At 71.7% G+C, this 9,919-nt stretch carries 12 protein-coding genes, 3 pseudogenes and 1 riboswitch; of the genes and pseudogenes, 5 read left to right on the top strand and 10 right to left on the bottom strand.

What is annotated here, in order from left to right:
• Positions 1 to 123 precede the first annotated feature (123 nt).
• The 8 genes and pseudogenes from nusB to rpmB form a co-directional block, all read right to left on the bottom strand.
• Complete coding sequence (nusB, locus tag ACFV4G_RS35450) at positions 124 to 561, bottom strand: transcription antitermination factor NusB (protein ID WP_380446300.1); 438 nt, start codon at positions 559 to 561, stop codon at positions 124 to 126.
• Between the two features lie 4 nt (positions 562 to 565).
• The gene (gene efp, locus ACFV4G_RS35445) at positions 566 to 1,129 is read right to left on the bottom strand and encodes an elongation factor P (protein WP_380446299.1); all 564 of its coding nucleotides are present in this window, start codon (positions 1,127 to 1,129) and stop codon (positions 566 to 568) included.
• Positions 1,130 to 1,204: 75 nt separating this feature from the next.
• Positions 1,205 to 2,311, bottom strand: coding sequence for a M24 family metallopeptidase (locus ACFV4G_RS35440; RefSeq protein ID WP_380446298.1), 1,107 nt, complete (start codon positions 2,309 to 2,311; stop codon positions 1,205 to 1,207).
• A gap of 92 nt (positions 2,312 to 2,403) precedes the next feature.
• A complete protein-coding gene (rpmF, locus tag ACFV4G_RS35435; protein ID WP_380446297.1) occupies positions 2,404 to 2,577 on the bottom strand; it encodes a 50S ribosomal protein L32 in 174 nt (57 codons plus the stop codon).
• 9 nt (positions 2,578 to 2,586) lie between these two features.
• Entirely contained in the window at positions 2,587 to 2,820 is a 234-nt protein-coding gene (rpsR, locus tag ACFV4G_RS35430; RefSeq protein WP_380446315.1) for a 30S ribosomal protein S18, read from the bottom strand.
• A 5-nt stretch (positions 2,821 to 2,825) separates the two neighbouring features.
• Positions 2,826 to 4,033 (bottom strand): annotated as a pseudogene (locus ACFV4G_RS35425) (CobW family GTP-binding protein).
• Positions 4,030 to 4,335: a 30S ribosomal protein S14 gene (rpsN, locus tag ACFV4G_RS35420; protein WP_380446296.1), complete on the bottom strand. Its 306-nt coding sequence runs from the start codon at positions 4,333 to 4,335 to the stop codon at positions 4,030 to 4,032. Before rpsN ends, ACFV4G_RS35425 begins: the two are co-directional and overlap by 4 nt.
• Positions 4,335 to 4,571 (bottom strand): 50S ribosomal protein L28, encoded by a 237-nt coding sequence (gene rpmB / locus ACFV4G_RS35415; protein WP_380446295.1) that lies wholly within the window; start codon positions 4,569 to 4,571, stop codon positions 4,335 to 4,337. The genes rpsN and rpmB overlap by 1 nt, the downstream gene beginning before the upstream one ends.
• Positions 4,572 to 4,705: 134 nt before the next feature.
• Here rpmB and rpmG point away from each other — a divergent pair, with 134 nt between their 5' ends.
• Together rpmG and ACFV4G_RS35405 are read left to right on the top strand one after the other, a co-directional pair.
• Positions 4,706 to 4,870, top strand: a complete 165-nt coding sequence (rpmG, locus tag ACFV4G_RS35410) for a 50S ribosomal protein L33 (RefSeq protein ID WP_363648209.1) — start codon at positions 4,706 to 4,708, stop codon at positions 4,868 to 4,870.
• A gap of 66 nt (positions 4,871 to 4,936) precedes the next feature.
• On the top strand, positions 4,937 to 5,188 hold the full coding sequence (locus tag ACFV4G_RS35405; RefSeq protein ID WP_380446294.1) for a type B 50S ribosomal protein L31: 252 nt from the start codon (positions 4,937 to 4,939) through the stop codon (positions 5,186 to 5,188).
• 85 nt (positions 5,189 to 5,273) lie between these two features.
• On the opposite strand, the gene ACFV4G_RS35400 is transcribed toward ACFV4G_RS35405, so the two are convergent.
• Positions 5,274 to 6,383: a HoxN/HupN/NixA family nickel/cobalt transporter gene (locus ACFV4G_RS35400; protein ID WP_380446293.1), complete on the bottom strand. Its 1,110-nt coding sequence runs from the start codon at positions 6,381 to 6,383 to the stop codon at positions 5,274 to 5,276.
• 32 nt (positions 6,384 to 6,415) lie between these two features.
• Positions 6,416 to 6,608, bottom strand: a riboswitch (cobalamin riboswitch).
• 82 nt (positions 6,609 to 6,690) lie between these two features.
• On the opposite strand from ACFV4G_RS35400, the gene ACFV4G_RS35395 reads away from it, so the two are divergent.
• Together ACFV4G_RS35395 and ACFV4G_RS35390 are read left to right on the top strand one after the other, a co-directional pair.
• A complete protein-coding gene (locus tag ACFV4G_RS35395; protein WP_380446292.1) occupies positions 6,691 to 7,074 on the top strand; it encodes an ArsR/SmtB family transcription factor in 384 nt (127 codons plus the stop codon).
• A 53-nt stretch (positions 7,075 to 7,127) separates the two neighbouring features.
• A pseudogene (locus tag ACFV4G_RS35390) lies at positions 7,128 to 8,042 on the top strand (hypothetical protein); the annotation flags it as partial.
• Here ACFV4G_RS35390 and ACFV4G_RS35385 read toward each other — a convergent pair.
• Positions 7,936 to 8,613 (bottom strand): annotated as a pseudogene (locus tag ACFV4G_RS35385) (helix-turn-helix domain-containing protein); the annotation flags it as partial. The pseudogenes ACFV4G_RS35390 and ACFV4G_RS35385 sit on opposite strands and share 107 nt — an antisense overlap.
• 89 nt (positions 8,614 to 8,702) lie before the next feature.
• Between ACFV4G_RS35385 and ACFV4G_RS35380 the strand changes: the two are divergent.
• The gene (locus ACFV4G_RS35380) at positions 8,703 to 9,785 is read left to right on the top strand and encodes an IS630 family transposase (RefSeq protein WP_380446314.1); all 1,083 of its coding nucleotides are present in this window, start codon (positions 8,703 to 8,705) and stop codon (positions 9,783 to 9,785) included.
• Positions 9,786 to 9,919: the final 134 nt, after the last annotated feature.

Here is a 9,919-nt window from a genome sequence, read left to right as displayed (position 1 = left end):
CTCCCTCTTTTACCTACGCGCTCCTTCTCCCACACACCCCCCCCCGGGGTGTGCCGCGCGCGCGCCGGGCGCCCCGGCGCGGCGCCCGCCCCCCCCCGTTCGCGGGGCGGGGCCCGTCCGTGCCTAGCGGCGGATGCTCGGCTTCAGCTCCAGGAAGCGGGCGAGCAGGCCGTTGACGAAGGACGGGGAGTCGTCCGTGGAGAACTCCTTGGCGATCTCCACGGCCTCGTCCAGGACGACGGCGTCCGGGACGCCGTCCTCCCAGATCAGCTCGTAGGCGCCGAGCCGCAGGACGTTGCGGTCCACGATCGGCATCCGGTCGAGCGTCCAGCCCACCGAGTACTGGGAGATCAGGTCGTCGATCCGGCGCGCGTGCCGGACGTAACCCTCGATCAGCTCCATCGTGTACTCGGCGACCTGGGGGGTGCCCTCGTCGGGCTTGGGCTCGCGGGCGCGGGCCACCCAGTCGGCGAGGACCTGCTGCGGGTCGACCCCGCGGTGGTCGGCCTCGAAGAGGATCTGGAAGGCCCGGGTGCGGGCCTTGCTGCGTGCGGCCGACACGGACTTACTTCACCCGGCCGAGGTAGCTGCCGTCGCGGGTGTCGACCTTGACCTTCTCGCCGGTGACGACGAAGAGCGGGACCTGGATCTCGGCACCGGTCTCCAGGGTGGCCGGCTTGGTGCCACCGGTGGAGCGGTCGCCCTGGACGCCCGGCTCGGTGTGCGCGATGAGCAGCTCGACGGAGGTCGGGAGCTCGATGTAGAGCACCGCGCCCTCGTTGGTCGCGACGAGGGCCTCGAAGCCCTCCAGCAGGTAGTTGGCGGCGTCACCGACGACGGCCGGCTCGATGGTGAGCTGGTCGTAGGTGTCCATGTCCATGAACACGAAGTTCTCGCCGTCCTTGTACGAGAACTGCATGCCGCGCTTGTCGACGTTGGCGGTCTCGACCTTGGTGCCGGCGTTGAAGGTCTTGTCGACGACCTTGCCCGTCAGGACCTCCTTGAGCTTCGTACGCACGAAGGCCGGGCCCTTGCCGGGCTTGACGTGCTGGAACTCGACGACGGACCAGAGCTTGCCGCCCTCCAGCTTGAGGACCATGCCGTTCTTGAGATCGTTCGTGGAAGCCACGGGCGCACTTACTCCTGGATATAGCTGTCAAGGAACCAAGGGTCGCGTCCTGCCACCGGCGGCCCGGGGCCGCCGTCACAGGGCGAGGAGCTCCTTGGTGGTGATGGTGAGCAGCTCGGGCCCGCCCTCTTCGAGGGGGCGCACGACGAGCGTGTCCTCGATCCGGACCCCGCCCTTGCCCGGGATGTGTACCCCCGGACCGACGGTGACCGGTACGCGGCTGTCCAGTTTACCCATGTCCGCCGGACCGAGGCGCGGCGCCTCCCGCATCTCCAGCCCGATGCCGTGGCCCACCGGGTGCGGGGAGGCCTCGGAGTGGCCGGCCGCGTCCAGGATCTGCCGCGCCGCCCGGTCGGGTACGCACTGCTCCACGCCGGGTCCGAGCGCCTCCCGCCCGGCCCGCTGCGCCCGGAACACCAGCCGGTGGAGCTCCACCTGCCAGGGCGCGGGGGCGGCGCCGATCACGAAGGTCCGGGCGGTCGACACGCCGTACCCGCGGTACTGGGCACCGAGCACCACGGTCAGGAAGTCGCCCTCCTCGACCCGGCGGTCGGTCGGCTGGTGGGCGGGCTGGCCGGAGTGGCTGCCGGTGCCGACCGAGACCGGGAAGGCCGCCCGGTCGGCACCGTGGTCGATCATCCGGCGCTCCAGCTCCATCGCCAGGTGCCGCTCGGTGCGGCCGACCAGGATCGACTCCAGCAGCTCGCCGAGCGCCTGGTCGGCGATCTCGGCGGCGATCCGCAGGTCGGCGATCTCGTGCTCGTCCTTGATCACCCGCAGCCGTTCGACGACCTGCCCCAGCTCGGCCAGCCGGACCCCCTCGGCCAGGCTCGCCACCGCGCGGTGGCGCAGGACGGTGAGGTCGTGCTCCTCCACCGCCATGGCGTGCACCCGCAGCCGGGAGGCCTCGGCCGCGGCCGCCAGCGCGGTGTCCGCCCCGGCCGGCACCGGGACCTGGGTGACGTCGGCGGCGATCAGGTGCTCCCCGGTGTCGTCCGGCGGCAGGTCGTCCGGCAGCGTCAGCAGCACCCGTTCCCTGGTGAGCAGCAAGGTCGCGCCGCAGGGGGCGCAGCCGGTCAGGTACCGCACGTTGGCCGGCCGGGTGATCAGCGCCGCATCGGCCCCGGCCGCACTGCAGTGCTCCCGCAGCCGCTCCCGCCGACCCGCGTACGCATCAGACATGCGTCGAGCCTACGAAGCCCGCCCCCGATCCGCCCGCCGAGAACCCCCGACGGGGGCGCGACCTTTACCTACCCGCGCCCCCGGCGGCGCCGTCACCCCCCTTCCGGATCGATGAGCCCCCTCCGGTAGGCGGGCACGAGGTGCTGCGGGACGAGCAGTTCCCGCCCGTTCACCGTGATCGGGACGAGTTTCGGCGCGCTCGCCTTCCACTGGGCCCGGCGGTGCCGCGTGTTGCTGCGGGACGTCTTGCGCTTGGGTACGGCCATCGGGGTCTCCTATCGGGTGGTGTACGGGAGCAGGGCCATCTCGCGGGCGTTCTTGATCGCCCGGGCCATCGCCCGCTGCTGCCGGACGGTCAGCCGGCTGACCCGGCGGCTGCGGATCTTGCCGCGATCGGAGACGAACTTCCGCAGGAGATCGGTGTCCTTGTAGTCGATGTACTCGATACCGGCTGTGACCAGCGGGTTGGGCTTGGGCCTCGGCGGGTTGAGTCGTTTACGCACAGTGATGATCCTCAGGCGACTGGGTCGAGCAGGTCGTGGAAGGCGTCGGGCAGCGCCTTCCAGCCGGATTCGCCGGCGGCGAGTTCGGCGTCGGTGAGCAGGCAGGAGTCGAGGAGGTGGGTGATCCCGTCCGTGTCCAGGCCCTCGGCCGTGAAGCTGAGCTGCTGCACGCGGTCGCCGTGGGCCGGGTGCCAGTCGAGGGCGGCGGCGGCCTGGCGCGCGGGCGGGTAGAGGTCCCAGGCCGCGTCGGGCAGCGCGGAGAGCCACGGCCCGCACTCCTCCACCGCGAGGTTCGCCCCGGCCGCGTCCCATGCGAGCTCCCTCCTTGCCCGCCAGCGGGCAGGAGGGGCCCATGGTCGGGCCGGTTGGCCAGCCAGAAGCGGCCGCGGCTGCGCTGGGCCGCCGGGACGAGCAGTTCGAGCGCCTCGTGCAGTCGCTGCGGGTGCAGCGGCCTGCGGCGCTCCCACACCATCGTGGTGACCCCGCCCTCGTCGTGCTCCTGCGGCAGCAGCGCCAGCGCCGGGTTGACCCGGTCGCGGGCGGCCGCGACGTCGAAGCCGCCGAGCGCGGCCCGGGTGAGCGCACCGGTGGCGAGCCGCACGACGCGGGCGGTGGGGTGGAGCTGGCGGAGCATCGCGAGCCCCGGCGTGTGCGCGGTCGCGCGCGGGACGGCGAGGGTGGTCGCGTACTCGATCTGGTGGGCGAGGGCCTCCGCGCGGGTGCGGGGGTCCTCCGGTGCGGTGTGCTCGCCGTGCTCCACGAGGTCGTCGGGGACGGAGAGTTCGCTCGTGAGCCGGTCGGGGTCGACGGCGGCGACGACGCCCGCGAGCTCGACGGCCTCCGCCAGGGGCCGGCCGTCGACCTCGCCGCCGGCGATGACCTCGACGGCCGGGTGCGGATCGCTGCCGCCCCACAGTTCGACCACCGCGAGCCCGTGCCGTCCTTCGTCCGCGATGCGCAGCAGCCGGGGCAGCAGGTCCTCCCGCAGGGCGCAGCACGGGCAGTCGTTGAGCAGCGGTACGTCGGCCGGGTCGAACTCGCCGCCCGCGTCGCGCAGTCGGCGGTGGACGACGCCGCGGGAGGCGTCCCGCAGGTCGTGGTGGAGGACCACCGCGTCGACCGCGCCGCGCGCCAACTCCTCGACGGCACTGCGGCGGTGGTCGGCGTGCAGCCCGGCGACGACCACGACGGGCAGCCTGGTCCCGTCCGCGCCGCTCACCAGCTGGCCTTGCGGACGCCGGGCAGGTGGCCCGCGTGGGCGAGAGTGCGCAGATTGATCCGGGAGAGGCCGAAGGCGCCGACGTAACCGCGCGGGCGGCCGTCGACGGCGTCGCGGTTGCGGATCCGGGTGGCGCTGGCGTCGCGCGGCTGGCGGGCGAGTTCGGCCTGGGCGGCGGCGCGCTCGGCGGGGGCGGTGCCGGGGTGGGCGATGGTCCTCTTGAGCTCGGCGCGGCGCCCCGCGTAGCGGGCGACGGTCTCGCGCCGCCGTTCGTTCTTGGCGATCTTGCTCTGCTTCGCCATCAGACCTTCTCCCCCCGGGCCCGGATCCGGGCGACGGCGGCCTCGACCCCGATCGCGTCGATCGTGCGGATCCCCTTGGCGCTGAGCGTGAGCCGGACGTACCGACCCTCGCCCGGCAGCCAGTAGCGCTTGCGCTGGATGTTGGGGTCGAAGCGCCGCGGGGTGCGGCGGTGCGAGTGCGAGATCGCGTTGCCGAAGCCCGGCCGGCGGCCGGTGAGCTGGCAGTGGGCGGACATGGGGGCTCCCAAAACGGTCCGGGAATGGGCGGGACGGAGGTCACGTTACACCAGATGAAAATGACATCCATTTCGGTGTACGGTTCCAACCCGGCCCCGAACCGCCGCACCACCCGACCCCTCCGGAGGACCTCATGGCCCGCAGCGAACTGCGCCCCGTCATCAAGCTCCGCTCCACCGCCGGCACCGGCTACACGTACGTGACCCGCAAGAACCGCCGGAACGACCCGGACCGGATGGTGCTGCGCAAGTACGACCCGGTCGCGCGCGAGCACGTCGACTTCCGCGAAGAGCGCTGACCGAAGAGCGCCGGAACGAAGAACGTCGAACGAAGAGCGCTGATCCCCCGCCGAGGAGGCACCCCCATGAAGCCCGGAATCCACCCCGCCTACCGGCCCGTCGTCTTCCGCGACAAGGTCGGCGGCCTCTCCTTCCTCACCCGCTCGACGGTCACCAGCGACCGCACGGTCGAGTGGGAGGACGGCAACACCTATCCCGTCATCGACGTCGAGATCTCCTCGGCGAGCCACCCCTTCTACACCGGCCAGTCCCGCGTGCTCGACACCGCGGGCCGCGTCGAGCGCTTCCGCCAGCGCTACGGCGACCGGCACAGCTGACCCGGCGCAGCCGGCCCGGAACGCGCGCGACGGCGCCTCCCCACCATGGGGAGGCGCCGTCGCGGCAGGCGTGCGGCAGCCGCACTCAGGAGCGTTCGGCGCCCCAGCGCTTCTCGACCCCGGCCAGCTTCCAGTACGCGATCGCCGCGGCCCAGACGACGACGAACAGCCCGGCGATCGCGTAGCCGACGTTGTCGAGCGAGATGTCCGCGATCCAGCCGGTGACCGGATCGGTCAGGTCCAGCTTCTCGTGCAGCACGCCGACCAGCTCGATCGTGCCGATGATGAACGCCACCGCGATCGACAGACCGGTGATCGTCAGGTTGTAGTACACCTTGCGCACCGGGTTGGAGAACGCCCACTGGTACGCGAAGTTCATGAACGTCCCGTCCAGCGTGTCGAACAGGCTCATCCCCGCCGCGAACAGCAGCGGCAGGCAGACGATCGCGTACCAGGGCAGCCCGGCGGCCGCGCCCGAGCCGGCCATCACCATCAGGGTCACCTCGGTCGCGGTGTCGAAGCCGAGGCCGAGCACCATGCCCACCGGGAACATCTGGCCGGGCCGGGTGATCGAGCGGGTCGCCCGGTTCAGCACCCGGGCCATGAAGCCGCGCGAGTTCAGGTGCTGCTCCAGCTCGGCCTCGTCGTACTGCCCCGCGCGCATCGCCCGGAACACCTTCAGGATGCCGAGCAGCGCCGCCAGGTTGAGCGCGCCGATCAGGTAGAGGAACGCGCCTGAGGCCGTCGTGCCGACCATGCCGAGCCACTGGTGGGTGGTCGACTCGTCGTCCATCAGCGTGTTCGCCAGCTGCGCGCCGCCCGCGACCAGGGCGGCCATGACGACCACCATCGACGAGTGCCCGAGGGCGAACCAGAAGCCCACCGAGACCGGCCGCTTGCCGTCGGCCATCAGCTTGCGGGTGGTGTTGTCGATCACCGCGATGTGGTCGGCGTCGAACGCGTGCCGCATGCCGAGCGTGTACGCCGTGATGCCGAGGCCCACCCCGAAGACCTGGGTGCCGACGGCGTAGTTGTGCGGCGCCACCAGGAAGACGAGGGTCCCGAACGCCACGACGTGCATGGCCAGGATCACCCCCATCAGCCCGGCGGTGCGGACGGTGTCCTCTCTCCTCCACCGGAAGGTGGGCAGCACGGCGGGCGCGGCCTCGGGGGCGGCGGTTTCGGGCAGGGTCATCTTCGGATCACGCTCCAGCACCTCGTGGAAAGACGTTCGTGAGATGCCGTGGCCGGTCTCCTGGCTGACGGGGCTCCCGTACCCGCCTTCCCAGGCGCGCGAAGCGCCCAGTGGCGTCTGGGTACGGGCGGACTCCCCCGATCACAGTGGCGAGGGCCGCTCCGGACTGGGACCCCTGAGGGTCCGTCACCGGTCTTCCCGAGCACCACGGCGGGGAACACCGTAGGGGTCCCGGGCCGACCCTTGCAAGGCTGCGCACCTACGCAGGTGTCCAGGATCACAGGTCGTGAGCTGCCAGAATGTCCGCATGCATCTCGTACCGGCCGACCGCGCGGGCCACCGCACCATCGACGGACACCGGGTCTGCGAGGCCATCGCCGCGATCGGCGACGCCGCGCACGTCCGCTCGTGGTCCGAGCGGTTCTCCCTGCTCGCCGACCCCGGGCGGCTCGCGATCCTGCTCGCCCTGCACCGCGCCGGACCGCTCGCCGTCACCGACCTCGCCGTCGCCACCGGCATGCGCGACCCGGCCGTCTCACAGGCCCTGCGGCTGCTGCGGACGGCCGGCGTGGTCACCGGGGACAAGGACGGACGCGTCGTGCGCTACCGGCTCGTCGACGAGAGCATGCGCCCCCTCCTCGACGAGTGCGCCGCGGCCGACCACGAGGAGCCCGCCGCCGCGGCGGGCTGACCTCCCGGGCCTGATTCACCGCGGGAAGCCGACCCGATGAGTACGATCATGGCGTGCCGACCCACCCCCACGCCTGGCCCGCCGACCGCTGGAACACCCGGCCGGTCAGGGCGCGCGTGCTGGCGGTCGCCCGCACCCTCACCTCCGCCACCCGCGTCCTCGACGTCCTCACGCTCCTGAACCGCGACGGCATCGAGCGCTACGCCACCGTCAACCCCGGCTCCGCCTTCGCCGACGGCCTCGACGACTACCTGCGCGGCCTGCCCGGCATCACCCTGCTGGACTGGGAGGAGGCCGTCCGGCACCGCTTCGACCTGGCCGTCGCCTGCGCCGTCCACTCCTCGATGCACCGCCTCGACGCCCGGCTCGTCGTCCTCCCGCACGGCGCCGGCTACAACCGCCTGGTGACCGAGTCCACCGGCGACACCGTCAGCGCAGCCGGCCTCTCCCGCAACGAACTCACCCACCACGGCCGGGTCTTCGTCGACGTCCTCGGCCTCTCCCACCCGGAACAGCTCGACCGGCTGCGGGTCTCCTGCCCCGAGGCACTGGACGTCGCCCAGGTCGTCGGCGACCCGTGCTTCGACCGCATGCTCCGCAGCCTGCGCCTGCGCGACTCCTACCGGGCCGCCCTCGGCGCCGTCGACGGCCGGCGGCTCGTCGTCGTCAACTCCACCTGGAGCGAGCACTCGTTATTCGGCCGCCGCCCCGACCTGCCCCGACGCCTCGTCCGCCGGCTCCCCGCCGACGAGTACACGGTCGCCGTCGTCCTCCACCCCAACATCTGGAACCGGCACGACCCCGAGGCCCTGCTCGACGACGCCCGGCGGATGGGCCTGCGCCTCGTCCCGCCCCACCAGGGCTGGCAGGCCGCCCTCGTCGCCGCCGACTGCCTGATCGGCGACCACGGCTCGGTGTCCGTCTACGGCGCCGCCCTGGAACGCCCCACCCTGCTCGTCGCCACCGGCGGCCGAGGGCCACGTGCATCTCCGGCCGCTCGGGAAAGGTGTCCCGCAGAGCCTGGCAGATCTGCTCCGGGCTCCACTTGCGCTCCAGGTGCTGCTGGATGAAGTCCCGCAGCTCGGGATTCTGCCCGATCTTGCCGGGCTTGGGCCGCGGCCGGCGGGCGTCGGCGCGGGCCTGTGCGGCGTGGGGCCGGTAACTTCCGCTGCCCGGATGACGGTTGCGCCGGATCTCCCGGCTGACCGTGGAGGGGCTGCGGCCGAGCTCCGCGGCGATCGCGCGCACGGTGGCTTCCTCCCGGAGCCGGTCGGCGATGTGGATACGTTCGTCCTCGCGCAGGTACCGGGACGGGCCCGAAGGCGGCACCGCCGCGTGAATCGGTGGCGCCGCCTTGTGCGGGCCCAACGGATTGCGGCCGTTACGCCACTCACGTCCGGTCCGCGGGTGGACCCCGACGAGCCGGGACGCCTCGATGTTGCTGTAGCCCTGTCGCACGAGTCGGAAGTATTCCGCCCGCTCCGCACGCAGCCGCCGGCATCCCTGCGGCTTCCGGTCCTCGCGGATCTCGAAGTCCATCGCTTCCCCCGAGCTGGGGTGTTACGACAACCCCTAGTGTCCTGCGCCTGAAATCTGCTTCATATCTGTAGCCTGTGTCCATGGCGCGTATGGGGCGGCCGATGGCCGAGCTGACCTTGACCGATGACGAGCGCGAGACGCTGGTCCGCTGGTCGCGGCGGGCGAAGTCGTCGCAGGTGCTGGCCCAGCGATGCCGGATCGTGCTCGGCTGCGCGGACGGAAAGACGAACCAGGAGGTCGCCGCCGAGCTCGGCATCTGGCCGCAGACGGTCGGCAAGTGGCGGCGGCGTTTCCTGGAGCGTCGGCTGGAGGGGCTCGCGGATGAGCAACGCCCTGGCGCCCCGCGGAAAATCGGTGACGAGCGGATCGAGGAGCTCGTCGTCGCCACCCTGGAGCGGACCCCCAAGGACGCCACCCACTGGTCGCGGGCGTCGATGGCCGCCGAGACGGGACTGTCGAAGTCCACGGTCGGCCGCATCTGGCGGGCCTTCGGTCTCAAGCCGCACCAGGTCGACACGTTCAAGCTGTCGAAGGACCCGCAGTTCATCGACAAGGTCCGCGACGTGGTCGGGCTCTACCTGGACCCGCCGGAGCGGGCCTTGGTCCTGTGCGTCGATGAGAAGTCCCAGATCCAGGCCCTCGACCGCTCCGCACCGGTGCTGCCGATGATGACGGGTATGCCCGAGCGTCGCACCCACGACTACCTGCGCAACGGCGTCACCACGCTGTTCGCCGCCCTCGACGTGGCCAGTGGCGAGGTCATCGGCTCCCTCCACCGTGGCCACCGCGCGGCCGAGTTCAAGAAGTTCCTCGCCAGGCTCGACAAGGAAGTGCCCGTCGGCCTGGACGTCCACCTGATCTGCGATAACTACGCCACCCACAAGACCTCGGCGATCCAGAAGTGGCTGGCCGGCCACCCGCGATTCCACCTGCACTTCACCCCGACCAGCTCATCCTGGCTCAACCAGGTGGAGCGGTGGTTCGCACTGCTGACGGACAAGCAGCTCCGACGTGGAGTCCACAAGTCCGTCCAGGCTCTGGAGAAGGACATCCGGGCCTGGATCAAGACCTGGAACGAGCACCCCCGCCCGTTCACCTGGACCAAGACCGCCGACGAGAACCTCGAACGACTCGCCTCATATCTTGAACGAATTCCTGGCGCAGGACACTAGAACCCAAGAAGGCGGACGACGGGGGTTTGAAGACAGTCCCTAACTGGGCGTTTCGCCCTCAGACGCATCGCTTGATGCCGGTTCGCGGCGCGCTCCGCCGAGTCGAGTGTGGTGGCCAGCGGGCCCATGGTGAT

Origin of the sequence: Kitasatospora sp. NPDC059747, from assembly GCF_042732955.1 — a bacterium.
Lineage (GTDB): Bacteria > Actinomycetota > Actinomycetes > Streptomycetales > Streptomycetaceae > Kitasatospora.
The sequence above is the reverse complement of the archived record's forward strand: the minus strand, read 5'-3'. Positions and strand labels throughout refer to the sequence as shown.

What these genes read in the sequence shown, in the direction of transcription:
- ACFV4G_RS35395 (WP_380446292.1), top strand. Translation starts at nt 6,691, where the DNA reads ATGCATCTCGTACCGGCCGACCGCGCGGGCCACCGCACCATCGACGGA.
- rpmF (WP_380446297.1), bottom strand. Translation starts at nt 2,577, where the DNA reads ATGGCCGTACCCAAGCGCAAGACGTCCCGCAGCAACACGCGGCACCGC.
- rpmG (WP_363648209.1), top strand. Translation starts at nt 4,706, where the DNA reads ATGGCCCGCAGCGAACTGCGCCCCGTCATCAAGCTCCGCTCCACCGCC.
- ACFV4G_RS35400 (WP_380446293.1), bottom strand. Translation starts at nt 6,383, where the DNA reads ATGACCCTGCCCGAAACCGCCGCCCCCGAGGCCGCGCCCGCCGTGCTG.
- ACFV4G_RS35405 (WP_380446294.1), top strand. Translation starts at nt 4,937, where the DNA reads ATGAAGCCCGGAATCCACCCCGCCTACCGGCCCGTCGTCTTCCGCGAC.
- ACFV4G_RS35440 (WP_380446298.1), bottom strand. Translation starts at nt 2,311, where the DNA reads ATGTCTGATGCGTACGCGGGTCGGCGGGAGCGGCTGCGGGAGCACTGC.
- rpsN (WP_380446296.1), bottom strand. Translation starts at nt 4,335, where the DNA reads ATGGCGAAGCAGAGCAAGATCGCCAAGAACGAACGGCGGCGCGAGACC.
- rpmB (WP_380446295.1), bottom strand. Translation starts at nt 4,571, where the DNA reads ATGTCCGCCCACTGCCAGCTCACCGGCCGCCGGCCGGGCTTCGGCAAC.
- ACFV4G_RS35380 (WP_380446314.1), top strand. Translation starts at nt 8,703, where the DNA reads ATGGGGCGGCCGATGGCCGAGCTGACCTTGACCGATGACGAGCGCGAG.